Genomic DNA, 25287 nt, shown 5'->3' with positions numbered 1-25287 from the left:
AAGAATATGGAGATAATATAATGATAGATTTTCATAGTCACATTATTCCTTATATAGATGATGGGTCAAAAAATTTGGACATGTCTATCGAAATGCTAGAAATGTCATTCAATGATGGAGTTGAATACATTTGTGCTACTCCTCATTTTATAGCGGGTGAATCAGAAATTGAGAGATTAAATTATGACGAAAAATTAAATAATTTAAAAGAAATAAGCAAAATAAAAGATTTAAATGTTAAGATATTGAATGGTTTAGAATTATATATACACCCTGAACTTCCAAAGCTATATAAGTCTGGGAGAGTATGGGGAATAAATGATAGTAATTACTTGCTAATTGAATTACCTATGAATCACTTTCCGTTATATACAGAGGAAGTATTTTACGAATTAAGATTAATGGGCGCTACTCCAATTTTAGCGCATCCTGAAAGAAATTCAAAGCTTAGAGATAATATAATGCTGTTAGAAAATTTGATTGATCAAGGTACGTTAACTCAGGTAACTTCAGGAAGTCTTAATGGTTTGTATGGTAAAGATGTTAAAGCATTTGCGGAGCTTCTTGTTAAGAAAAATATGGTCCATCTTGTTGGAAGTGATGCTCATAATAATTCCGGTAGAAATACAATGATGAAAAAGGAATATGGAATAATTAAAGAAATAAATAAAGATTTATTTAATTGGATTGAAGAAAATCAGTTTAATATTATAAATAATAGAAGTGTTAATATTCCAGAGATAATTAAAATCAAAAAGAGATTTAGTTTTTTTAAAATGTTTTCTTAATCAGTTATATATTAATTATTAAAGCAGCACTAATATAAGATTAACTTCTTAAATTAGTGTTTTTTTATGATTACTTTGAAAAATTAGAGCAATAATAAACTTGGATTTGTAAATATTGATATTTTAGGATATAATTTTCTTGAAAACTTATGAAGGGAGAAATTTTTATGAAAGTTAAAAAGGCTATTATTCCTGCAGCTGGATTAGGTACAAGATTTCTACCAGCAACTAAGGCTCAACCTAAAGAAATGCTTCCAATAGTTGATAAACCAACTATTCAATATATAATTGAGGAAGCAGTAGCGTCTGGAATAGAAGAAATACTTATAATAACAGGTAGAAATAAAAGAGCTATTGAAGACCATTTTGATAAATCTGTAGAATTAGAAAATGAACTTGCTTCACACGGCAAGGATGAAATGCTAAGTATGATTAAAGATATATCAAATATGGCAAATATATACTACATTAGACAAAAGGAACCAAAAGGACTTGGACATGCAATAAGCTGTGCAAGAACTTTTGTAGGCAATGAACCATTTGCAGTAATGTTAGGTGATGATGTGGTTGATAGTAAAGTACCATGTTTAAAGCAGCTTATAGAATGCTATAACGAGTATAAAACAACTATACTAGGAGTTCAAGAAGTACCATCTCAAGAAGTTTCTAAGTATGGTATTGTAAAGGGAATGCATATTGAAGACAGGGTATATAAGGTTAAGGACTTAGTTGAAAAACCTAAAGTAGAAGAAGCTCCTTCGAATATTGCTATATTAGGTAGATACATAATTACACCACAAATCTTTAATGTTCTTGAAACTACTGCACCTGGAAAAGGTGGAGAAATACAGCTTACTGATGCTCTACGTACATTAATAACCGGTGAAGCTATGTATGCTTACAATTTTGAAGGAAGAAGATATGATGTAGGGGACAGACTCGGATTTCTAGAAGCAACAGTGGAATTTGCTCTTAAGAGAGAAGATATCAAAAAGCCATTTATGGAATATTTATTATCAATGAAGAATAATCCTATTTTTAAACAAATGAACGATATGCTTGAATGTGATGAAGAAAAAAACAAATAAATTTGTGACATAAGAAGTCTGTAAATCTTATAATATGTTAATAATAAAAATAGCATATAAATGAGATTTACAGACCTTTTATTTATTTTTAGTTTTTTTTTGTCGGTATTTATGTTAAAATATAAATGTTTTGTAGCATTGTTATTTAAAAACATACTTAATTGAAAATATTGAACAGGCTATCCAATTATTAGTGAGGTGTAATATATGAAGAATAAGAACTTTGTTACTAGTTTGTATGAAATAGGTGTTTATGTTATAGATATTTTACTAATTATTTTATCTATTTATTTAGCCTATGTGGTTAAATTTAGCTTTAATATTCCAAAATTTAATTATGATGCATTTGTTATATCCCTTCCTGCTATAATAATTGTTTATTTAATTTTTATGTTTGTATATGGTTTAGGAGATATATTAAAGCAATCACTTACTGAAATGATTTATTCTGTATTTCTTACTGTAATTACATTGCTTATTTCCACAATGGCTATAAGTTTCTTTTTAAGAGCTTTTTCTTATCCTAGAACTGTAATTGTAATAAGTTCCATTATTCAGTTCTTGTTTCTGTCAATGTGGAGAAGCATTGTTTGGAAACTTAAAAGACGCTCACATGGTAGAAAACCAACAATTGTTATTGGAGGCAGTAATGCAGAAAGGCTAGCAAAAAAATTGCTGCTAAAACAACTAGATATTTATGATGTAAAATATATTTGTGATATTAATTCTGTAAATCTATGGAACTATATAGAGGAATGTGATGTTGTTTTCTTAAGTGAAGATGCAAATGATGAATTTAGAAATAGAATAATAGATATATGCATTGATGACAGAAAGAGTTTATATATTATTCCTAGAATATACGAAATTGGATTAATAAGTTCTAAACTTAACAGAGTAGATGATGTACCAGTATTAAAAGTAAAAAAGCTTGGATTAACAATTGAACAGAGAATTTTAAAAAGAACTTTTGATATTATTATTTCTTTGATAGGAATAATAATTGCTTCACCTATAATGCTGTTTGTTGCTATAGCTATTAAACTCCAAGATAATGGAAGTATATTCTACAAGCAAGAAAGAGTAACCTATGGTGAAGAAACTTTTAATATTTATAAATTTAGAACAATGATAAAAGATGCTGAAAAGGTAAGTGGACCGGTTATTGCTGGAGAAGATGATCCAAGAATTACAAAGCTTGGTAAGCTATTACGAAGTACGAGATTAGATGAACTTCCTCAGCTGTTTAATGTTTTAGCTGGAAGTATGAGTATAGTTGGGCCAAGACCTGAGAGACCGTTTTTTGTTAATAAGTTTAAAACTGAAATTCGAGACTATAAGTACAGGACATTGGTTAAAGCGGGACTAACTGGACTTGCACAGGTTTTAGGTAAATATAATACTACAGCTGAAGACAAAGTAAAGTACGATATTATATATATTAGAAATTATTCATTCTTATTGGATTTAAAACTTATAGTGCAGACAGTAAAAATAGTATTTATGAAGGAAAGCACAGAAGGATTAAAGCAAGAAGAAAGCTTAGAAGAAATACTTGTAGATTTAAACGTAGAAATAACAGTAGATCGAGAGCATATAAGGTAAAAGTATCTAGAAAGGGAGCTAACAATGAAAAAAAAACAGCTTTGTATTTTATTAGTACTAGTTTTCCTAGTTATCATTTCATCTGGATTCTTAGCTATAAATAAGATAATAGACAATAAGAAAATGCAAGAAGTTAATGTAAAGGTTGATAACCTTAAAATTTCAGAATTAAGTTTATGCAAAAACGATAATTATATCTCTGGTATGTTAAATGATTTTTTTTATAAAACTTTGATCACCAAAGATAAGAAAACTGGAGAAATAAAAAAAGGCATAAATGATAAATTAGTAGTTAGTAATGATAAGTTAGAATATGAGATTGACTTGAATAAAGAGTTTAAATGGAATGACAATGATACTATAAATGCAGACGATGTAATAAGCTCTTTTAAATTCAAAAGACATGATAATTTTAAAAACTTTGATAATATTAGTACTATTGACAAGTTATCAAATAGCAAACTTAAATTTGTCTTAAAAAAACAAGATGATAATTTTATAGAAGAATTATCAAAACAGCACATTTATCCTGAGGAGTTTAGCGGAAGTATCAATTTGAACACTAAGAGTATTAAAACAATTAAAGATACAAAAATGATAGGAATATATGTGAATGGCGTAGAAATTCAGGTTAAAAATACAAAAATTAATTTTAGAAATGATAATAATTGTGATTATGAACTAGTTAATGCAAGTAAATATAAAAATGAATTTTCACAAATGAACACATATAATTTGAAGCCAGTTTATGTTAATACAATTTATTATTTGGCCTTTAATGATAGAACTTCTGCTTTTAAGGAAAATGATAAAAGAGAGGGATTTATTCAAAAAATCAATTTGGGTGAATTGATTAATAGTGTTTATAAGGATATAAATATTGCTAATAAAACAAATTCAATTTACTTTGAGGATGATCCTGGTTATGAATTTTATGATAACAAAAATGATTATATATACAAAAATGCCAAGTTTAATGATAATATAAAAGTTTTAATTGATGGCGAAGATGAAAAATCAAAAACAATTATTAATTATATAGTTAATAAATTTGGAAATGAAACAAAATTTGAAATTGTAGAATTAGATAGTATAGAATTTGAAAATGCTGTTATTAAAAAATTGGATAATACCTACGATTTAATATTATTTAAGAGTAGTGAGAGCAATAGTATTTTAAATTTTATTAAGACAAATTATATTAGTTCAATTAAAGGAATTGATGATTTAGATAGTGTATTTGGACAAAAGGTTAAGCCAGAGGAAAGAAAGAAGATTAGTGAACTTATGATTAATGAAAACTTAATTAGACCATTATGCTATGAACAGAAAATAGTTAAGGAAAGTAATAAAGTTTATAATAATTCAAATTATGAATTTGTTGAGGATACTATAATTAAGAATATTAAAAATCATTTTTAGGCAATTGAATGGAGAAAAAAATGAAATTAAAGATAAAACATATTATAGCTTTAGCATTTATTTTAGTATTTAGCTATTTATTTTTGAAAAATACTCAAATGGAAAATAAATCGAATACAATTGAATCAAATAAAGAAGTAGCTTCATTTGATATTGAATTAAATGACAAATTTTTTAAGTATAATAATTCTACATTTAATTACTTTTTAGTTACTAAAAATAGTCCTAATAAGGACAAATCTCTTTTTTTAATTGATAATCTAAATATCCAAGAATTTGCTTCTAAATTGAGGGATTTAAACTATACAGAGAACAATACTATGTCCTTGTACAGTATTTTGAACAGGGATGATTATTCAAGAGGAGATACAATGGATATCAAAATATCTGTTAATGGAAAACTGTATAGTATTGATGATTTAGTATTAAATAACAGTAACGAGAAATTTATTTTTAAGTATAATGGAACCTATTTTACAAAAGACAGTAATATTTATACAGGGGAAGTAGTAAATTTAGTATCTGACCCTATATCATTGATAAGTAACTGTACATTTGTATCTGGATATGATAAATTAAAAAAGACCGAGTTCAAAGTTAATTTAAATTTACTTAATCCTAAAAATAATAAATTTAAGATTATAATGTACAAAAATAAAAGTGTGAAGTAAGAGGGGTCTTTTTTTATGCAAAATATAGATATAAGCATCATAATTGTAAATTGGAATGCAAAAGAGCTTTTAAGAAATTGTCTAAATTCTGTTTACGATAATACAAAAGGAAATTATGAAATTTATGTTGTTGATAACAATTCATCTGATGATAGTTGTGAAATGCTAAAAAATGAGTTTCTATCAAAAGATAATTTTCACTTAATAGAAAATAAAGATAATAAAGGATTTGCTAGTGCAAACAACCAAGCAATAAAGATATGTAATGGTAAAGCGGTTCTTTTGTTAAATCCTGATACTCTTGTAAGTAGTAATGTGATATTCGATGTATATAATTGTTTATTTAATGATAAAAAGATTGGGGTTGCAGGATGTAAGGTACTTAATACTGATGGTACTCTACAATTAGCTTGTAGAAGAATGGCACCAAGGCCATTGGATGCTTTTTACAAGCTATTTGGCATTAGCAAATTAATGAAAGATAATGAAAAGTTTACGAAGTATAATCTTACCTACGTTTCTGAGGAAGAATTCTGTGATGTGGATTCTGTTTCAGGAGCATTTTTAATGATGAAGAAAGAAGTTATAGATAAAATCGGCTATCTGGACGAGACCTTTTTTATGTATGGAGAAGAAATGGACTGGTGCATGAGGGCTAAAAAGGAAGGATATCTCGTTAGATATTGTCCTGTAGGATCCATAATTCACTATAAAGGCGAATCAAGTAAGCAATTAGGTGTAAAAGCAACATACGAGTTCTACAGAGCCATGATTATTTTCTATAACAAATATAATAAGTCTGAACATAACTTTATTGTAAATTTTGTAGTATATGTTGGCATAACTTTGCTTGGTTGTATAAACATTTTAAAAAATGCGATTGTTAAAGAGAAAAGAGTAGGTTCGAAAGGTTAGTGATAATATGAAAACTTATGCGGTACTTTTAGCCGGAGGTTCTGGTTTAAGGATGAATATCGATTTACCTAAACAATTTATGACATTTAATAACAAAACAATAATGGAATATACTGTTGATAAATTTAATAAGTGCAGTATGATTGATGAAATAGTTATTGTTATGAATAAGCAATATATAAGTAAAGCACAAGAGATATTAAATAAAGTTAAATTTAATAAAAATGTTGTTGTTATAGAAGGTGGCAGTAGTCGTCAGGAATCAACTTATATGGCATTAAAACACTTAAGTAATAAAAATGCTGATATAGTAGTAATACATGATGTTGTAAGACCATTTATTACTGAGGATATAATTAAAAAATCAATCTTAGAAGCTGCAGATTATGGAGCAGTTGATGTTTGCGTAAAAGCTACTGATACTATAGTTAAAGAAAAAGATGGATTTATAGATTTTATTCCGCGAAGAGAAGAGTTGTACAATGGTCAGACTCCTCAGGTATTTAAATATTCAATTATAAAAAAAGCTCATGAAGCTGCTATAAACGATAATTTTACTGATACAACCGATGATGTTAAATTGGTGCTTAGAATAGGACAAAAAGTAAAAATAGTTGAAGGCAGTTATGATAACATAAAACTAACAACTCAATCAGACATAGAACTATTTAAAAAATTATTTGGAAAAGAAGGTAATTAGTATGAATAACCAACTAAAAAATAAGGTGATTCAACTTACAAAACCATATAAGTTTGAGCTGAGAGATAAAAATATAAAAATTGATAGTAATGATATTGTTGTGATGCCCACACTTTGCTATATTTGTGCTGCAGATTTAAGATATTATACAGGAAATAGAAGGCCAGAAGCATTAAAGAAAAAGCTACCAATGGCTTTATTACATGAAGGCATTGGTATAGTAGAGGAAAGTAATGCTGCTTTTAACAAAAATGATAGAGTAGTATTAGTACCTAATATACCAGGCTATGTTTTAGATAGAAAAGAACAAAAGGAATGTTGTATAGCCTGTGAGCTGGAAGAAGTAGGAGAGAATTATTGCGAAAATGGGATATTTATATCTAGCGGTTACGATGGACTAATGCAAAAGTTTATAGTTCATCCTAAGGAATGCGTAGTAAAAATTCCCGACGATGTACCAAGTGAAATCGCTGCATTAAGTGAGTTAGTAACAGTTAGCTATGAAGCAACAAAAAAAGTTAAAATAAATGGGGATGAAAGAATAGTTGTTTTTGGTGATGGACCTGTTGGGTACTTAATGTATTGCGTTCTTTCATTTATATATAAAATTCCTACAAATAATTTGCTAATTATCGGTACAGATGAGTCAAAGTTGAATATGTTTGAATTTGCACAAAAATTAAATATACGAGGCGACGAACCATTTTATGATGCAGCTTCATTTCATCCTACTTACGTTTTTGAGTGCGTTGGTGGAAACAACATGGGTGATGCAATTAATTATGCTATTGATATTGTTAGACGAGGTGGATCTATTGTTTCAATGGGAGTAAGTGAGCAAAACGTCGCTATAAATATGAGAGATGTATTGGAGAAGGGACTTACTATTAAAGGAAGTAGCAGGAGTACACGACATTCATATCCAGTAATTTTGGAATATATGAGAGCTAAGCTTTTTCAAGATATGTTAAGTAAAGTTATTTGTGAAAGAAGATTTGAGGTTGACTCTATAGAAGTTTTGAAGGATGCCTTTGATTTTGCTGCTAGCAAGGATTACTGGGGGAAAATTATGTTGACATTTGAAGGAGAGCTGTATGAGCGAAAATAGAAATATCGTAAAAAATACATTTTTTTTGTTTTTAACTAATTTTCTTAGTATGTTTTCAGGGTTTATTATAACTATTTTAATAGCAAGAAATAGTTTGCCAATAGATTATGGTAATTTTACATTTGCTCAATCCTATGCAAATTTACTACTAATTGTAGCTGACTTCGGATTAAGCACATTAATTGTTGTTGATATTGCAAGAAATAAAGACAAACTTAATGAGTATCTACCACATGTATATGGATTTAAGTTGTTTTTATCTATATTATTTTTAGTTTCTAATTGCATAATAATTAATTTTATGCATTACGACAAAAATGTAGTATATCTTGTGTATTTAACTGGTGCTGCCTATATGTTTAATTCCCTATTCGCGTTTTATTGTAATGTGTTTAGGGGCTTAGAAATGATGCAGTATGAAACTTACCTAAATATACTGCTCCAAAGTTTACTAATAATTTTATGTTTAGTTGCATTATACATGTTTAAAAATATAATGTATGTTGCCATAGCATATCTACTTGCAAGGCTAGCAGCTGTAATAGCAAGTATCATTATTTTTAAAAAGAAGAATATTACCTCTGCTTTTACAATTGAACTTGATAAGTGGAATAGATTATTTAGAAGAGCAATGCCTTTTGGATTTCATCAGCTATTTAGTTTTATATATTTTCAAATTGATGCGCTTTTAATTTCACAATTTAAGGGTAATGAGAGTGTTGGATATTATCAGTCTGCTACAAGACTTATTATTGCATTAATGATAGTTACTGATACAATTATGGGTGTTATGATGCCTGTTATGTCTAGATATCATGATTCAAAGGATAAGTTGAAGTCAATGTACGATAAATGTTTGAAACTTATGTGGATTGTAAGTGTTTTTTTTGCGGCAGAAACATTTTTAAACAGTAAACAAATTATAAGAATTCTGTATAAGACAAAATATGATAATGCAATACCTATATTAATGATACTAAGTTTTGTTGTTGTTTTAAGATTTGTTGGTAATGTGCCAGCAATTCTGCTAACTTCAGTTGATAAGCAAAAAGTAAGATTTTATATAGTAGTAATAGGCAGTATAATAAATGTTTCTTTCAATCTTCTGCTTATTCCAAAGTATGACTATATTGGTGCAGCATATGCATCTTTGATAACAAACTTTATTTTATGTGTTATTCACTTTTATGTTGTATATAAAATGGACTACAAGTCAATTGGTATTAATATATTAAAGTTAATTATGTTTGCAGCAGTAATAGTTGTATCAGATATAGCTATTAAAAATTATATTTTGTCCAACATATTTATAAAGGGCATGATTGTATTAGTAATTGCTTGTATTGCGTGCTTTGCATTGAAAATATTCTCAAGGGAAGAATTAGTAAATACTTATAATGAAGTTAAGAGGAAGTGATTGTTTTGAAAGAAACCATAAAAGATTTAAGAACGATATGTCAAAAACCAGTAATTCATTCAGCAGGTGAATCATGGTATGGTATTTATTTTTCTAGGTATATATCAATATATTTAACCTACTTAATTGTTAGATTTACTAATTTATCTGCTAATTTTGTTACATTTTCATTTATTGTTATTGGTGCTATAGGAGATGGATTACTCTTCTTTGGAAAATCTAGTTATGCTCTTATTGGTGTTGTTTTACTTCATTTTTGGTTAATACTCGATGCTGTAGATGGAGAAGTAGCTAGGTATAGGAAGAAGTCAAGTATATTTGGAATATATCTTGATTCACTAGGTCACTATATAGTTAATCCTGGAATATTAATGGGATTAGGCATTTACAATTATGTACAATATTCAAATAAGTTCCTTCTATACTTATCATTTTTTAGTTTCTTGATAATGATATATTTGAGACTATTTGAGGACTTATATTATCTAACAATATCAAAAACTAAAAATGCTGGGAACAGCAGATATAATGTTGATAATGAAATAAGTGAAAATAATGAAAAAAGTTCTATAAAGAAAAAATCTATATTAAAAACAATAATTAATATATTAGCAGATGATAGTGTATTAGTAGTTATTTTAACTGTTGTCTTTATAGTTGATTTAATTTATCCAATCAAGTTAATTGTATTATTATTATATCTTGGTTATGTAGCGTTATATACACTATTAGCGTTATATTTGCTTTATAAGACCGTAAAAAAAATGAACTAATGGAGAGATATAGAATGAAACAAAATTTAAAATCAACAGCTATAGTGTTATTATTGTTTTTACTAGGTATATCGCCAGTATACTTTAATTATGTGTTTAATGATAATATTAAAGCTGTACTGTTTGTAGTATTCTTACTATCCTTCTATATAATAAGTATTTATGAGCCAATAGATGCAGCTATAGTATTCATATTGTTTAGCTTTTTAATTAAATTTAACTTTGTGGTATATAGCTATATTAGAGTAAACCATGTGTTATTTCTTGTTTTAGTTTTATCACAAATCATATTTAAAATTAAAAGATTGGATATTGTAAGAAAAGCAAAAATTGTAATAAAGGATAAATACTTTTTTCTAAATGTGATACTAGTTTTAATTATGTTTGTTTCTTCAACCTTGAATTCAATAAATAAGTGGGATTCCTATAGAATAATTATTGTTTTTGCTTTTGCTATAGCAGTTTACCTATTTTTAGCTATTTATTATCTATCTATTGACTTCGAGAAAAGAAAGTTTATAACAGACAAATTATTTATAAAGTCCTCATTAGTATTTAGTATATTGGGAATTACTTTATTAATTTTATTGAAATTTTTTAATGTATGGGATCAGTATTTTAATGTAATTCCAACAGGAAGCTTTATTAGATTACATTTTTCAGAAGATCCAAATTATTATGCATCATTTATCTTGCCAGGTATTTTAATAAGTATCTCAAAGTTTAAGTCTTTAAATAAATTTGAAAAAGCGATTATTCCAATTTGCATTTTAGCATTTATATTAACTGTATCTTTTGGAACTTTTATTGCGCTTGGTTTTGGGATACTATTAATCTTTAGATATAAATTTATTAATTTCACTAGCATTAAAAAATATTTTAATAAAAAGTATATGTTAAGGTTTGGAATTCCAATAATATTGTTGTTTTTACTAATATCACCATTTGTATATAAAAAGTTTTCAGCTGTAATAGAACAAAAAAGAATTTCCTCAAATGAGAGAATGGAGGTTTGGAGAGATTCTTTAACAATGAATACAAAAAATATTAAAACACTTCTTTTAGGTGTTGGTAACGATAATGCCAAGTACAATACAGGATTTTATAAAAGAACTAATTATCCTCGAGATATGCATAATTCTTATTTGCAGTTATATGCTGAAAATGGAATATTAGGTTTTGCAGTTTTCACTTTACTTGTTATTGTTGCTTTCAAAAAAATAAGCCAAAATATTAACTATGATTATTCATACAAGGTAGTGCTGTACTCAATATTAGCAGCATATTTCTTCATAGGTCTATTTAATGTTTATGTTGTATGGTTTACAATTAATCTAATTTATGCAACGTATCTAGAGGAGTTTAAAAGGAATGAGGTGTTTTAAATGAATAACAAAAATATTATTTGTTTTGCCACCCTTCATACCTTTTCAAACAAGGAAAGACAGCATCATATTATGGAGTATTTTTCAGAAAATAATAATAAGATTATTTGGATTAATCCAGTGGGAAATATAAACCATAAATTTTCTGACATGATTAGAAAGGTTGTAAGTAGGTTTAAGGGGAGAAAAGAATTTAAAGAAGAAAAGAATGTACAATTAGAAAATGAAAACCTGAAAAGTGAAGATATTTTTATTATACCTATACATAAATACAGATTTTTTAGAGTTATAAATTCTATTTTAGTAAAACATCAAATTAGAAAATTAGAAAAAAAATATTTTGATAAGAGTGCTGATTTATTGTGGACATATTATCCTTCAGACGTCATAAATGATTTTATGATTTATCATAAAAAATATTCAAATTCCAAAATAGTTTATGACAATGTCCAGAGATTAAGAGGGGTAAGTGGTCTACCTTATTATGTTTTAGAATTTGAAAAAGAGCTATCAAATGTAAGTGACTATATTTTTTGCGATTCTATAACAATTATGAATGATTTTATGAATGATGGAATTAATAAAATTGCTAGAATTCCTCAGGGTGTTAACTTAGCTGATTTTGAGTTAACTAATAAAGAGAAAGACAGCAAAAGATATAAGGAAATATCAAATGAATTTAAAGAATTTAAAAGTAAAATAGTAGGATATATTGGAGGAATCCATCACTCTATTGACTTAGAACTTATTAAATATTTAGCATTAGAAAATCCAAATTTTAGCTTTGCATTAGTAGGAAAAGTAGATATTGATGTAAATGTATTAAAAGATATAGGAAATGTAAAATTGTTTGGTTATAGAAACTATGAAGATTTGAAATATTATATAAATTTTTTCGATGTCTGTATAATACCATACAAAGTAAACGAGTTTACTAGAGGAGTATACCCAACAAAGATGTTGGAATATGTTGCTTCAAGGAAGAAAATTGTATCTGTTGATTTACCAGATATTCATGATTTTGATGATTATATTTATATTTGCAAGTCCTATGACGAATTTTCGAAAGCTATAGCCTCAGAGAGTAATAAAGAGATTAGTGACACTGTTGTTTCTAAAAATTCATGGGAACAACGATTTAAAACAATAGATGAAAAATTAGGAGAGATTTTTAATGAAAATTAAAATCCTTTTTATAATAACCACATTTCAAAAAGATGGTCCAGGTAATTATTTAAAGTATTTAGTAAAATACTTAGATAAATCTAAATTCGAGATTTATGCATGTTGTTTATATAACAATGGTGAAATTCAGCAGGAATTAGAGTATTTAGGGGTTAAAACTTTTGTGTTTGATATGAAAAGTTTTATAGATATTTCTATTGTATGGAAGTTAAAAAGATTGATTACTGAAATTGAACCTGATGTTGTAAATACTATTCTGCTTAGGGCAGACTTGTTTGGAAGAACTGCGGCAATAGGAAAATGCAAGGTTTTGCTTTCTACAATATTAAATCAAGATGATTATAGGCAAAAAACAACATTAAGTGATAAAATCCTTATGCATTTTGATGAGAAGCTTAGCAATAAATACACCAATAAAATTATTGTTGAAGCAGTTGGTGTAAAAAAATACTGCATTAAGTATCAAAACATTGATGAAGAAAAGTATGAAGTTATAAATTCATTAATAGATGTAAATGAAATTCCCCAAAATATAAAGACACTACCTTTTGAAAGTAAGGATAAAATTATTATCGGTACTGCTGGAAGGTTACACCCACAAAAAGGACAGGAATATTTAATTGAAGCGTTCAAGTCCATAGCTAATAAATATCCTAATGCTTTACTATATATATATGGCAGCGGGGAACTAGAGTGTCATTTAAGAGAGATTGTTGGTGAAAATGATCTTCATGATAGGATATTTTTTAAAGGATATACTAATAATTTATATGGCGCGCTATCTGAAATGGATATTTATGTTATGCCATCCATGTGGGAAGGCGGGGCTCCAATATCAGTTTTAAGTTCTATGGCTGTGGGCTTACCAATCATTTCAACAAATGTTGGGGGAATAGATGAGTTCATTTCTGATGGTAATGAAGGGCTTCTTATAGATGTTAATGATAAAAATAAAGTTGCAAGTAAATTAGAAAAAGCTATTGAGAGTTTAATAAATAATAAAGACAAGGCTAAGAACTTGGGGGCTAATGCAAAGATAAAACTTTATAATAATTTTGCAGCAGATAAGATAGCTAAAAAGTATGAACATTTATGTTTTAAACTACTAGGTATTGATAGTTAGAAATATAAGAGGTATACTATAAAAGAATTAATTTAAATAGCGAGGTGTTAATAATGCAAGTGCCATTTAATATTCCATACACTACTGGAAATGAATTAAAGTATATTGAAGATTGTATAAATACTGGTAAGATTTGTGGAGATGGAAAATATACAAAGTTAGTTAATAAATATTTGGAAGAGACTCTATTTGCAAATAAAATTCTTTTAACTACATCTTGTACTCATGCTTTGGAAATGGCAGCTATACAAATGGGATTAAAAGAGGGAGATGAAGTTATTTGCCCAGCTTATACTTTTGTTTCTACAGCTAATCCTATACTCTTAAGGGGAGCCAAGGTTATTTTTGCAGAAATAGATGAAAAAACATTAAATATTGATTTAGATGATGTTGAAAGAAAAATAACTAATAAAACAAAAGCCATTTTTCCAGTTCATTATGCAGGTGTATCCTGTGATATGGACAGCTTAATGGATATTGCGAAAAAAAATAATATAATGGTTTGCGAAGATGCTGCACAGGCACTATACTCAACATATAAAAATAGATACTTAGGTACGATTGGTGATTATGGTTGTTTCAGTTTTCACGAAACAAAGAATTATGTTTGTGGCGAAGGCGGAGCAATATCTATTAACTCAGCTGATGCCTTAGCAGTTGAAAAAGCTGAGATAATAAGAGAAAAGGGTACTGATAGAAGTAAGTTTTATCGGGGTCAGGTTGATAAATATACTTGGGTAGATATTGGTTCAAGCTATCTTCCTTCAGATATGTTAGCAGCTTTTTTATATGCTCAACTTGAAGCAAAGAATGAAATATTTGAGAGAAGAGAAAGGGTTTATAACCGTTATTATGAGGGTCTTAAGGAGTTACAAGATAAAGGTATAATAAGGCTACCTATAATACCTGATTTTTGCAAGTCAAACTATCACATGTTCTACATACTATGTGAAAGTGAAAAACAAAGAGACTATCTAATGGCAAATTTAAAACAAGCTGGTATTACTGCCGTATTCCATTATCTTCCACTTCATACAGCACCTGTTGGTGAGAAGATGGGATATAAAAAGGGACAATTACCAATTACCGAAAAAATAGGTGCAACTCTTTTAAGATTACCTATGTATGCAGATTTGACAGATGAACAAGTTGATTATGTTATTTCAAATATAAAAAATTTATTGCTTAAGTAAAATTATAAATAAATTGTCCTTTAGGACAATTTATTTTTATTAGAGGTGATAATTTATGACAAATATTATTTATTTTTTATTATGTACATTAATATTTCTATTACCGATTTTGCCATCCAAAATAATGCTATTTAGTTTTCCTTTTTCCTCTGACTATATATTTATCATAATGTTATTGGTATATATAGCTAAACTCCTTATTGGTTCAAAGGACAGGTATAAATTTAAGAAATATGTAATAGATGCATTAAAAAATCCAGTAACCCTATCAATGCTAGCACTATTTATATTAATGATTATATCAGTTTCATATTCATTAGAAAAAGGCTTAGCTGCAAGGGAGAGTGTTAGGTTTTTTTCTTATCTATTTATGTTTTTCATTATAAAATACGAATTGAATGAAGATAAGTATTATTATGGAATTCTAAATAGTTATATATGCAGTTCAGTGCTTGTTGGGGTTATAGGTATATACCAGTATTTTAGTGGTTTTGGATTAACAGATGAATTTAAAACGGAATTTGCATTTGGATCAAAATTCAGGATAGCTTCAACTCTAGAAAACCCTAACAGTTTAGCTGGGTTTATGATATTATGCATATTTCCTGTGATTATGCTCTTACTAAAAACTAAGAAAAAAACTAAGAAAGTAATGTATGCTGCATGCTTAGGTTTGTTTATTTGCAATTTAATATTATCCTTTTCAAAAAATGGTTGGATAGCTCTTGCTATTGGAGGGTTTGTTTTAATACTTACTGTTAATTGGAAATATATATATGGGTTTATTATATTTGCAATAATGAGTTTATTTATTCCTGTAGTTACAAAGAGACTTAAAGATTTTATGAATCCAGACCAATATGCTTCTAGAATTAAGCATTGGAAGGTAGCGATTTTAATGATTAAGGATCATCCATTGTTTGGTGTCGGCAATGGCAATTACGTTAGTTACTATGATTCATATATAGCAAAATATCCCGAATTAGACTATGCTTATAAAAAAAGGTTTCCGGTACATAATTCATATTTGAAAATTGAGAGTGAGCTTGGAATATTAGGGATAATTTCGTTTATAAGCTTTATATTTTTATCTGTAAAATCAATGGCAAAGTTTATAAGGTGGAAAGAGGATAGTTACTATAATTTATTTTTTATAGGTTCTTTTGCTTCAATTATTGCGTTCTATTGTATGAATTTTGTTGATAATATGTTTTTTGTACCAAAGGTTACTACTTTCTTTTGGATTATTTTTGCTGTAGCACAAGGAATCATAAATAGAAGAGAAAATAAAATTAAAATAATAAATTAATAAATTTTAGAATGGTGATTAATTATGTCAGTGAAAATTTTAGATTATTATATATATTCAGAAACAAAAATGGAGCTAATAGAATATCTAAGAGATATTAAACACAAGGTACATATAGTTTCAGGAAACCCTGAAGTACTTTATTCAGGGTTGAGTAATTTGGAATTGAAAGAAAACTTTAAATCAGAAGAAGCAGTTATAATTCCTGATGGTATAGGTACTGTGCTTAGTGCTAAAATTCTTGGAACTCCAGTACAAGAAAAAATAGCTGGAATTGAAGTAATGGAAGAAATTATAAAGTTTTGTGAAGATGAGAGTAAGCCAATTTATTTGTTAGGTGCCAAGCAAGAAATTTTAGATAAATGTATTTCTAACTTAAAAATGAAGCATCCAAGGCTGGAGATAGTTGGTAGTCACAATGGATATTTTAATATAGATGAATGTGAGACTATTATAAAAGATATTGAAGTTAAAATGCCATATTGTATATTCGTTGCTATGGGAGCTCCAAGACAAGAAATTTTTATTACTAAGTATATGCATTGGTTGCCTTGTACAATATTCATGGGCGTAGGTGGTAGTTTTGACGTTATTTCTGGAAATTCAAAGCGAGCACCAAAATGGATGATAAAGATTGGAATTGAGTGGCTTTACAGGGTATTAAAAGAACCGTGGAGATTAAAAAGACTATCTTCGATTCCAAAATTTATCTATATAGCTGTTTTAAATAGAAACAATTAATGATAATGTATTGGAGTGATTAAATTGAAAATATTGATAACTGGTGCAAATGGACAGCTTGGCAGAGAGCTTTCAAAACAATTTAATGTTGGAGAAAATCAGCTGTTATTAACTGATGTTGGGGATTTAAATATAACTGATATAAATGAGGTTCAATTATATTTAAATAAAAATAGACCTGATTTGATTATCAATTGTGCAGCCCATACTAATGTTGACAAATGTGAGGCAGATTTCGATAATGCCTTTAAAATTAATGCAATAGGGCCTAAAAATTTAGCATCTGCAGGCTTTGCAATAGGTGCAGAGATAGTTCATATATCTACTGATTATGTTTTTGACGGAGAAGGAAGTACATCTCTTACTGAATTTGATGGCACAAATCCGCAAACTGCTTATGGTAAAACTAAGCTATGTGGTGAAGAGTTAGTAAGAAATCTTAATCCTAAACATTATATAATAAGAACAGCTTGGTTATATGGTGATGGAAATAATTTTGTAAAAACAATGCTTAATTTAAGTAAAACCAATAATTCAGTAAAAGTAGTAAATGATCAATTTGGTACACCAACAAGTACTGCAGAACTTGCAAAAGTTATAGTTAAGTTAGTAAAAGAAAAAAATTATGGTTTGTTCCATTGTACATGTAAAGGTCAATGCAGCTGGTATGAGTTTGCAAAGGAGATATTTAGAATAAAAGGAATTGACATTGAAGTAATACCATGCAGCACTGAAGAATATCCAAGACCAGCTAAAAGACCTAAGTTTTCTGTTTTAAGAAATTATATGCTTGAAATGACTACAGGTGATATTACAGCTGAATGGAAAGAAGCTTTAAAGGAATATCTATCAAATCCTTAAAAAAGATATTTGCATTGCAAAAAATATAAAAGTTTATAAAAAAGTGTTATAATTAAGTAGGTTTAGGCCTGCTTAATTTTTTTCTTAATTATATTTAGAAAAAAAAATTAATAATAAGGGGTGTTTATCATTAAAGTACTACAGATTATTTCAAGCAATGATATTGGAGGAGGAGCAAATCATGTATTAAATATTTGCACCTGTCCAAAGAATGTTTTTGAAAGTACAATTTGCTGTATTGGAAGTGGACCATTATATAAAGATTGCATTGACAAGGGAATTTCAGCAGTAAATTTTAGTATTAAAGAAATATTGAACGGTAAGCTCAATAGTTACATAGAGAAAAATAAATTTGATTTGCTTAATTATCATGGCGCACGAGCAAATTTTACATATTTGTTTTCAAGGTATAAGCTAAGAATTCCTGCCGTTGTGACTCTACATAGTGATTATAGAATGGATTTTATTAATGATAAAAAAAAGTATCATTTATTTACACCATTAAATAAGATTGCTTTAAAAAAGTTCAAATACTATGTCTGTGTTTCTAATCATTTAAAAAAGGTACTAGATTCTAAGAACTTTAGTGGAGATAAATATGTAGTTAATAATGGTATTAAGATTAATAATGAATTTGTGTTTAGCAATAATATAAGAGAAAAATATAATATTGCTGAAGATGAGTTTGTTTATGTAATGGTAGCCAGAATGCACCCTGTGAAAAATCATAAAACACTAATTGAAGCCTTTAAGCTTTTAAGGGATAAATATAGGGATGTAAAATTATTACTTGTTGGAGATGGTGAACTGGAACCTGAAATTAAGCTAATGGTAGATAAAATGAAAATAAATGATTCTGTTGTGTTTGCAGGATATCAAGTAGATACATTAGAATATTATAATGCTGCAGATATTAGCATTCTAACATCTTTTAGTGAAGGAGGCTCTCCTCCGCTAGTAATATTAGAGAGCGGCCTTGTTAAGAAGTCAGTGATTGCTTCTAAAGTTGGAGATATGGAGGAGATTATTAATAATAGAGTAGGTATACTAGTGAATCCTAATTCACCACAAGACGTATTTGAAAAAATGGAATATGCTTATTTGAATAAAATTGAAGTAAAGAATATGGGACAAGAACTTTACAACATGGTAGTTTCAAACTTTTCACTAGAGCAATTTTGGAGAAAATATAAAAATATTTATAATAATGTTTTGAATAAATAGTAAACAAATTTTGAAAATCCTTGGAGGAATAAATGACTCAAAATAAACTAATTAAAAATTCGCTAATAATAATCATTTTAACTATTATCGGTAAAATACTTGCATTTATTAGAGATGCACTTATTGCTTCTAAGTTTGGTATGAGCTATGCTACAGATATTTATATGTTTTCATTAGGAGTGGTTTATCTGCTAACAACTATAAGCTATGGACTAACTACTACCTTCATCCCTATTCATTCAGATTTTATTGAGAAAAAAGACAAAGAAGAAAGAAATAAATTTGTAAATAATGTAACCAATGTTACAACGCTATACACTACAGTTATAATAGTGATTGGTATAGTATTTGCATATTTTATTGTTATGATATTTGCACCTGGGTTTAAAGCAAATCCTAAGGTTTTTTCTGATTCAGTGTATATAACAAGAATTATGCTGCTTTCATTAGTGTTTGTAAGCTTGCAGAGTGTTTTTACTGGAGTACTTCAAGCACATAATGAATTTTTTGAGCCGTCAGCAATGGCTACAATATCTAATGTAGTATATATATTTTATTTGGTTTTCTTTGCTAAGCAATTTGGAATTGTAGGATTTGCTTGGGCTACAGTTTTAGCCTTTTTAGCACAGTTTGCAATTAATGTTCCAAAATATAGAATGCTAGGGTATGGTTATAGGCCAGTACTTGATTTTAAAGATGAGTCACTTAAAAAACTTATTATTTTAATGATACCTGTTATTATTAGTACTTCAACAGCACAGCTAAGTCTTTTTGCTAATAGGTTTTTTGCCACAACAATATATGAAGGAGCAGTATCTGCATTGGATTTTGCTAATAAGCTGAATTCTCTAGTTTATGAGGTATTTGCTGTAGCAATATCTATGGTTGTTTACCCAAGCCTTTCTTCATTTATTGCAAAGGATAATAAGCTTGAATATAAAAAATCACTAATTAGAGCAGTGAACATAATACTGCTTATTATGGTGCCAGCTGCTGTTGCAATGGCTATTTTGAGGGTTCCTATAATAAGTATAATTTTTAAAAGAGGAGCTTTTGATAGTAATGCAGTAATGATAACGGGATCAGCATTATTATTTTATTGCCCTGCTATGATTGCTTATGGTGTTAGAGATTTGCTAAACAAAGCCTTTTACTCAATTAAAGATACAAAAACTCCAATGGTAAATAGTCTTATTGGGGTTGTAATTAATATAGTTCTTAATTATATATTAGTAAGGTTCATGCATGTAGCAGGACTTACCTTTGCAACGTCTATATCTGCAATAGTTACAACTATAGCGTTAATTTATATTCTTAACAGAAAAATAAATGGATTGGATATAAAATCCATGTGTACTACATTTACTAAAATATTAGCTGCATCAGCATTTATGGGGATATGCATTTGGTTCATTAATAATATAATTATTAGGTACCTAGGGGATTCCTTAAAAACAAACATTATGATAGTAGGTGTTTCAGCTATACTTGGCGGGGCAATTTACTTAGTAGCTATCAACATGTTTAATATAAAAGAGTTTAAGGATTTAACCAGCATGGCTAAAAGAAAGCTTTTAAAAGCTAGAAATTCATAATAACTGTTTTACGTAGTTATTAATTTATCTAGGAGGGGGGAAATAGATGAAGCAGAGTACTAAGGGAATTTTATATATAGTTTTATCATCGATTTCTTTTGGAATAATACCCATATTAGCTAAACTTTCGTATAGTCAAGGTGGTAATCCTTTTAATGTTCTATTTTTAAGATTTATGTCAGCTGCAATAATGATATTTTTATATTTGAAAATAAAAGGAATAAGCTTAAAAATTGAAAAAAAACAATTCGTACTTTTGATGATTTTTGGCATATTAGGATATTCAGGTACAGCGCTGTGTTTGTTTTTATCCTATAATTATATAGCTGCAGGCCTTGCTACAATGATACTATACTTATATCCAAGTATTGTAACTATACTATCATTTATTATTTATGGAGAGAAATTCTATAGGAAGAAAATTGTATCACTTATTGTGTCATTGCTAGGAGTATATCTACTTATAGGCTTTACAGGTGGCAGCTTAATTAATATACAGGGATTGATTCTAGCATTGTTAGCTTCACTTTTTTATTCTATATACGTGTTAGGTTTGTCTAATAAGGAAATAAGCAGTGTAAACAGTTTTGTAATTACTTATTATGTTTCCTTAGCTTCAAGCATCACAATGCTATTAGCAGGGAGTATAAATAAAAGCATCAGTTTCAATATATCATTATACGGATTTCTATGCATAATATTGCTAGCTTTTATATCAACAGTTATAGCTTTAATAACTTTTGTACAAGGAGTAAAAATTATTGGTCCATCAAATGCATCAATATTTAGCAACTTAGAACCTATAGTTAGTATGGTTTTATCTTATTTGATTTTTAGAGATAAGATTACTCCAAATACAATTTTGGGGAGTTTTTTTATAATGCTTTCAATTTTAATTTTATCTGTAGATAAAAAGCAAATTTTAAAACTTCTTTCTAAGAAGGATAATGCAGTATAATATAGAATACTTAAATATATTAATTTTTAAGGAGGAATAGCTATGAGCTATAGTGAGAAGATAAATTCCTTAAAAGAGGAATTGGTAAGTGAAACACAAAATTTACTAAAGATAAAAAGTGTTCTTAGTGAGGAAAAACCAGGAATGCCATTTGGAGAAGGAATAGACAATGCATTAAAGCATGCCTTGAAACTTGGAGAAAAGCTTGGTTTTACAACAAAGTATATGGATGGCTATGTTGGATATATAGAGTGGGGAAGTTCAAGTGAAATGGTAGGTGTACTTGGACATCTTGATGTAGTTCCAGAAGGTGATGGGTGGTTATACCCTCCATATGGAGCAGAAATACATGATGGTAAGATATATGCAAGAGGATCTCTTGATGATAAAGGACCTATAATGGCAGCACTTTATGCTATGTATTCTTTAAAAGAGTCAGGTTATGTACCAAATAAAAGAATAAGAATCATACTAGGTACTAATGAAGAAACTGGTTCTGCTGATATGGAATACTACAAAGAACATGAAGAACAACCAACCATTGGATTTACACCAGATGCAGATTTTCCAGTAATATTTGGAGAAAAGGGATTAACTGTATTTAACTTAGTTAAAAAAGTTGAAGCAGGCTTAGAACCAATAGTGTATATAAAAGGTGGGCAAAGACCTAATATGGTTCCAGACTATTGTGAACTAGCTTTGAAAATACAAGGTATAGGTGAATGCACTAAGAAAATTGATAGCTTTAATGCTGAAAATAATGCAAATATTAAGTATGAAATTGAAAATGACACACTAATAATAAAGTCTTATGGAGTATCCGCTCATGGTAGTACACCAGAACTAGGTAAAAATGCCATTATGCAAGCTATAATACTTTTAGACCATATGAATATTCTTAAAGGTGACCTTAAAAACAGCGTAGAGTTTTTAGCAAAAAATATTGGAATGGAATACAATGGAGAAGGTTTTGGAATAAAGCTTCATGATGAAGATTCAGGATATCTTACTTTTAATGTTGGTACAATTAGCACAGAAGGAGATACTATATCCCTTGGATTAAATTTAAGATATCCGGTTACATTTAAGCTCGAAAATATGATGAATCCTATGGAAGAAAAAATAAAGCCTCTTGGTTTTAAAATTGAAGACTTTTCTCATCAAGAACCACTTTATTTTCCAAGGGATCATAAATTAATTAGAACTCTACTTGATGTATATGAAAAACATACTGGAGATAAAGCAGAGCCAATAGCTATCGGAGGCGGTACCTATGCAAAAGAAATGCCAAACATGGTAGCCTTTGGACCGATATTCCCAGGTAAACCTGATCTTGATCATCAAGCAAATGAATATATTGAAATAGAAGATTTGATGAAAATGACTAATATTTATGCTAGTGCAATAATGGAATTATCAAAATAAAATAATGTTAGTTTAAATGTACCCTGTATTATTTAAAAATAGTACAGGGCTTTTATTTTTTCATTGCATAGAACATGTTAATTATAATATAAAGTTTTTCAGGTAATATGACATTAAGTTATCTTTTTAGCGTTATAAACTGATACTATTGCAAATGTATTCAGAATATTCAAATGATACATTAAGAAGGTTATTACAAATTTATATAGAATAATTATAATAGTAAGAAAATTCTATAAATGGGGAGAGAATTTTATGAATACAGTAATTATTGATGGAAATGGCTTGACCTTAGATCAGCTAGTTGCAGTTGCTAAGCAAGGCTATAAGGTAGTACTTCATGAAGGGGCACAAAAAAGAGTAGAAAAATCTAGGAAGATTGTAGAACGTATTGTAAAAAATGATGAAGTGGTATATGGAATTACCACAGGTTTTGGCAAGTTTTCTGATGTGGTAATTACACAAAATGATTGTAAAACATTGCAGAAAAATCTAATATTATCCCATGCTTGTGGTTATGGCAAAAGCTTTCCTACAGAAGTAGTTAGGGCTATTATGCTTTTAAGGGCAAATGCTCTTTCTAAGGGATATTCAGGTATAACTTTAAATGCTCTAAATACCTTGATTGAGATGATAAATAAAGGGGTACATCCTATAATCCCTGAAAAAGGTTCTTTAGGGGCTTCTGGTGATTTGGCACCACTTGCGCATATGGTATTGCCTATGATTGGCGAAGGAGAAGCGGAGTATAAAGGTGAAATATTAAATGGGAAAGATGCAATGGATAGGGCTGGAATACCGTTAGTTGAATTAACCGCAAAGGAAGGGTTAGCCCTTATAAATGGTACTCAAGTAATGACAGCTGTAGGAGCACTGGCAGTTGATGAGGCAATACAGCTTTTAAAGCTAGCCGATGTATCCTCAGCATTAACTATGGAGGCACTAAGAGGAATAAAGGATGCTTTTTATCCAGAAGTACATAGTATAAGACCTCATAAGGGTCAGATGACAACTGCAGAAAATATGCTTAATCTAGTTGAAGGCAGCAACCTAGTTACAAACCAAGGTGAACTAAGAGTTCAAGATGCTTATACTTTAAGATGCATCCCTCAGGTACATGGTGCTAGCAAAGATGCAATAAATTATGTACTTGAAAGAGTTCTTATTGAGATGAATTCAGCAACTGATAATCCAGTAATAACTGAGAATGGGAATGTTATATCAGGTGGAAATTTCCATGGGCAACCTATGGCTCTAAGCTTTGATTTTTTAGGAATAGCTGCTGCAGAGCTTGGTAACATATCTGAAAGAAGAATTGAGAGATTGATTAATTATCAACTAAATGATTTGCCAGCCTTTTTGGTAAAAAAAGGTGGACTAAATTCAGGGTTTATGATAACGCAATATGCAGCTGCAGCATTAGTATCTGAAAATAAGGTACTTGCTCATCCTGCTTCTGTAGACTCAATACCTTCCTCTGCAAACCAAGAGGATCATGTAAGTATGGGTACTATAGCAGCTAGAAAAAGCAGGGATATTATTGAAAATGTAAAGAGAGTAATAGCAACTGAAATAATGGCAGCTTGTCAAGCAATAGACTTCAGGGAAAATGTAAAACTAGGCATAGGTACTAGCGCAGCTTATAGAGTTGTTAGAGAAAATCTTAGCTTTATTGAAGAAGATAGAATTATGTATAAAGACTTAGATAAGTGTACTGAATTATTATCAAATAGAACTTTAATTAATGAAGTAGAAAAAGTTGTAAAAATAAAATATTAAACTTAATAGAAGGAGGAAAATA

22 protein-coding genes are annotated in these 25287 nt (G+C 28.7%); all 22 read left to right on the top strand.

The features are described 5' to 3' along the window. Nucleotides 1-20: 20 nt before the first annotated feature. Nucleotides 21-788 carry a tyrosine-protein phosphatase gene (locus tag bsdE14_RS00490; RefSeq protein ID WP_264847953.1) on the top strand — a complete coding sequence of 256 codons (768 nt, stop codon included), beginning with the start codon at nucleotides 21-23 and terminating at the stop codon, nucleotides 786-788. A 167-nt stretch (nucleotides 789-955) separates the two neighbouring features. After that, nucleotides 956-1876, top strand: a complete 921-nt coding sequence (galU, locus tag bsdE14_RS00485) for a UTP--glucose-1-phosphate uridylyltransferase GalU (protein WP_264847952.1) — start codon at nucleotides 956-958, stop codon at nucleotides 1874-1876. A gap of 207 nt (nucleotides 1877-2083) precedes the next feature. After that, nucleotides 2084-3481 carry a sugar transferase gene (locus tag bsdE14_RS00480; protein ID WP_264847951.1) on the top strand — a complete coding sequence of 466 codons (1398 nt, stop codon included), beginning with the start codon at nucleotides 2084-2086 and terminating at the stop codon, nucleotides 3479-3481. Between the two features lie 24 nt (nucleotides 3482-3505). Next, nucleotides 3506-4903 carry an ABC transporter substrate-binding protein gene (locus bsdE14_RS00475; RefSeq protein ID WP_264847950.1) on the top strand — a complete coding sequence of 466 codons (1398 nt, stop codon included), beginning with the start codon at nucleotides 3506-3508 and terminating at the stop codon, nucleotides 4901-4903. Between the two features lie 20 nt (nucleotides 4904-4923). Next, entirely contained in the window at nucleotides 4924-5574 is a 651-nt protein-coding gene (locus bsdE14_RS00470; RefSeq protein WP_264847949.1) for a hypothetical protein, read from the top strand. A gap of 15 nt (nucleotides 5575-5589) precedes the next feature. Beyond that, nucleotides 5590-6489 carry a glycosyltransferase family 2 protein gene (locus tag bsdE14_RS00465; protein WP_264847948.1) on the top strand — a complete coding sequence of 300 codons (900 nt, stop codon included), beginning with the start codon at nucleotides 5590-5592 and terminating at the stop codon, nucleotides 6487-6489. 7 nt (nucleotides 6490-6496) lie between these two features. After that, nucleotides 6497-7189, top strand: a complete 693-nt coding sequence (gene ispD / locus bsdE14_RS00460; RefSeq protein WP_264847947.1) for a 2-C-methyl-D-erythritol 4-phosphate cytidylyltransferase — start codon at nucleotides 6497-6499, stop codon at nucleotides 7187-7189. 1 nt (nucleotide 7190) lies between these two features. Continuing rightward, nucleotides 7191-8297 (top strand): zinc-binding dehydrogenase, encoded by a 1107-nt coding sequence (locus tag bsdE14_RS00455; protein ID WP_264847946.1) that lies wholly within the window; start codon nucleotides 7191-7193, stop codon nucleotides 8295-8297. Next, a complete protein-coding gene (locus tag bsdE14_RS00450) occupies nucleotides 8284-9714 on the top strand; it encodes a flippase (RefSeq protein WP_264847945.1) in 1431 nt (476 codons plus the stop codon). Before bsdE14_RS00455 ends, bsdE14_RS00450 begins: the two co-directional genes overlap by 14 nt. Nucleotides 9715-9719: 5 nt before the next feature. Further along, nucleotides 9720-10487: a CDP-alcohol phosphatidyltransferase family protein gene (locus bsdE14_RS00445; protein ID WP_264847944.1), complete on the top strand. Its 768-nt coding sequence runs from the start codon at nucleotides 9720-9722 to the stop codon at nucleotides 10485-10487. Between the two features lie 14 nt (nucleotides 10488-10501). Then, nucleotides 10502-11872 carry an O-antigen ligase family protein gene (locus bsdE14_RS00440; protein WP_264847943.1) on the top strand — a complete coding sequence of 457 codons (1371 nt, stop codon included), beginning with the start codon at nucleotides 10502-10504 and terminating at the stop codon, nucleotides 11870-11872. After that, the gene (locus tag bsdE14_RS00435; protein ID WP_264847942.1) at nucleotides 11873-13057 is read left to right on the top strand and encodes a glycosyltransferase family protein; all 1185 of its coding nucleotides are present in this window, start codon (nucleotides 11873-11875) and stop codon (nucleotides 13055-13057) included. Beyond that, nucleotides 13047-14180 (top strand): glycosyltransferase, encoded by a 1134-nt coding sequence (locus tag bsdE14_RS00430; RefSeq protein ID WP_264847941.1) that lies wholly within the window; start codon nucleotides 13047-13049, stop codon nucleotides 14178-14180. The genes bsdE14_RS00435 and bsdE14_RS00430 overlap by 11 nt, the downstream gene beginning before the upstream one ends. 53 nt (nucleotides 14181-14233) lie before the next feature. After that, nucleotides 14234-15373, top strand: coding sequence for a dTDP-4-amino-4,6-dideoxygalactose transaminase (gene rffA / locus bsdE14_RS00425; protein ID WP_264847939.1), 1140 nt, complete (start codon nucleotides 14234-14236; stop codon nucleotides 15371-15373). Between the two features lie 55 nt (nucleotides 15374-15428). Next, nucleotides 15429-16682 carry an O-antigen ligase family protein gene (locus bsdE14_RS00420; RefSeq protein WP_264847938.1) on the top strand — a complete coding sequence of 418 codons (1254 nt, stop codon included), beginning with the start codon at nucleotides 15429-15431 and terminating at the stop codon, nucleotides 16680-16682. Nucleotides 16683-16706: 24 nt separating this feature from the next. After that, nucleotides 16707-17423, top strand: coding sequence for a WecB/TagA/CpsF family glycosyltransferase (locus bsdE14_RS00415; protein WP_264847937.1), 717 nt, complete (start codon nucleotides 16707-16709; stop codon nucleotides 17421-17423). Nucleotides 17424-17447: 24 nt separating this feature from the next. Next, complete coding sequence (gene rfbD, locus bsdE14_RS00410; RefSeq protein ID WP_264847936.1) at nucleotides 17448-18284, top strand: dTDP-4-dehydrorhamnose reductase; 837 nt, start codon at nucleotides 17448-17450, stop codon at nucleotides 18282-18284. Nucleotides 18285-18404: 120 nt separating this feature from the next. Further along, nucleotides 18405-19508 (top strand): glycosyltransferase, encoded by a 1104-nt coding sequence (locus bsdE14_RS00405; protein WP_264847935.1) that lies wholly within the window; start codon nucleotides 18405-18407, stop codon nucleotides 19506-19508. A gap of 32 nt (nucleotides 19509-19540) precedes the next feature. Further along, nucleotides 19541-21103, top strand: coding sequence for a murein biosynthesis integral membrane protein MurJ (gene murJ / locus bsdE14_RS00400; protein ID WP_264847934.1), 1563 nt, complete (start codon nucleotides 19541-19543; stop codon nucleotides 21101-21103). Nucleotides 21104-21149: 46 nt separating this feature from the next. Next, a complete protein-coding gene (locus tag bsdE14_RS00395) occupies nucleotides 21150-22061 on the top strand; it encodes a DMT family transporter (RefSeq protein WP_264847932.1) in 912 nt (303 codons plus the stop codon). Nucleotides 22062-22103: 42 nt separating this feature from the next. Beyond that, entirely contained in the window at nucleotides 22104-23486 is a 1383-nt protein-coding gene (gene pepV / locus bsdE14_RS00390) for a dipeptidase PepV (RefSeq protein WP_264847931.1), read from the top strand. Between the two features lie 255 nt (nucleotides 23487-23741). Continuing rightward, the gene (hutH, locus tag bsdE14_RS00385) at nucleotides 23742-25265 is read left to right on the top strand and encodes a histidine ammonia-lyase (protein WP_264847930.1); all 1524 of its coding nucleotides are present in this window, start codon (nucleotides 23742-23744) and stop codon (nucleotides 25263-25265) included. Nucleotides 25266-25287: the final 22 nt, after the last annotated feature.

The organism is Clostridium omnivorum, from assembly GCF_026012015.1.
Lineage (GTDB): Bacteria > Bacillota > Clostridia > Clostridiales > Clostridiaceae > Clostridium_AX > Clostridium_AX omnivorum.
Note: the sequence above shows the minus strand (reverse complement) of the source record. Positions and strands in the feature narration are given on the sequence as shown.

What these genes read in the sequence shown, in the direction of transcription:
- bsdE14_RS00415 (WP_264847937.1), top strand. Translation starts at nt 16,707, where the DNA reads ATGTCAGTGAAAATTTTAGATTATTATATATATTCAGAAACAAAAATG.
- bsdE14_RS00440 (WP_264847943.1), top strand. Translation starts at nt 10,502, where the DNA reads ATGAAACAAAATTTAAAATCAACAGCTATAGTGTTATTATTGTTTTTA.
- bsdE14_RS00490 (WP_264847953.1), top strand. Translation starts at nt 21, where the DNA reads ATGATAGATTTTCATAGTCACATTATTCCTTATATAGATGATGGGTCA.
- galU (WP_264847952.1), top strand. Translation starts at nt 956, where the DNA reads ATGAAAGTTAAAAAGGCTATTATTCCTGCAGCTGGATTAGGTACAAGA.
- bsdE14_RS00470 (WP_264847949.1), top strand. Translation starts at nt 4,924, where the DNA reads ATGAAATTAAAGATAAAACATATTATAGCTTTAGCATTTATTTTAGTA.
- bsdE14_RS00450 (WP_264847945.1), top strand. Translation starts at nt 8,284, where the DNA reads ATGAGCGAAAATAGAAATATCGTAAAAAATACATTTTTTTTGTTTTTA.
- bsdE14_RS00475 (WP_264847950.1), top strand. Translation starts at nt 3,506, where the DNA reads ATGAAAAAAAAACAGCTTTGTATTTTATTAGTACTAGTTTTCCTAGTT.
- bsdE14_RS00480 (WP_264847951.1), top strand. Translation starts at nt 2,084, where the DNA reads ATGAAGAATAAGAACTTTGTTACTAGTTTGTATGAAATAGGTGTTTAT.
- ispD (WP_264847947.1), top strand. Translation starts at nt 6,497, where the DNA reads ATGAAAACTTATGCGGTACTTTTAGCCGGAGGTTCTGGTTTAAGGATG.
- bsdE14_RS00455 (WP_264847946.1), top strand. Translation starts at nt 7,191, where the DNA reads ATGAATAACCAACTAAAAAATAAGGTGATTCAACTTACAAAACCATAT.
- bsdE14_RS00395 (WP_264847932.1), top strand. Translation starts at nt 21,150, where the DNA reads ATGAAGCAGAGTACTAAGGGAATTTTATATATAGTTTTATCATCGATT.
- bsdE14_RS00420 (WP_264847938.1), top strand. Translation starts at nt 15,429, where the DNA reads ATGACAAATATTATTTATTTTTTATTATGTACATTAATATTTCTATTA.
- bsdE14_RS00465 (WP_264847948.1), top strand. Translation starts at nt 5,590, where the DNA reads ATGCAAAATATAGATATAAGCATCATAATTGTAAATTGGAATGCAAAA.
- bsdE14_RS00435 (WP_264847942.1), top strand. Translation starts at nt 11,873, where the DNA reads ATGAATAACAAAAATATTATTTGTTTTGCCACCCTTCATACCTTTTCA.
- pepV (WP_264847931.1), top strand. Translation starts at nt 22,104, where the DNA reads ATGAGCTATAGTGAGAAGATAAATTCCTTAAAAGAGGAATTGGTAAGT.
- rffA (WP_264847939.1), top strand. Translation starts at nt 14,234, where the DNA reads ATGCAAGTGCCATTTAATATTCCATACACTACTGGAAATGAATTAAAG.
- bsdE14_RS00430 (WP_264847941.1), top strand. Translation starts at nt 13,047, where the DNA reads ATGAAAATTAAAATCCTTTTTATAATAACCACATTTCAAAAAGATGGT.
- murJ (WP_264847934.1), top strand. Translation starts at nt 19,541, where the DNA reads ATGACTCAAAATAAACTAATTAAAAATTCGCTAATAATAATCATTTTA.
- hutH (WP_264847930.1), top strand. Translation starts at nt 23,742, where the DNA reads ATGAATACAGTAATTATTGATGGAAATGGCTTGACCTTAGATCAGCTA.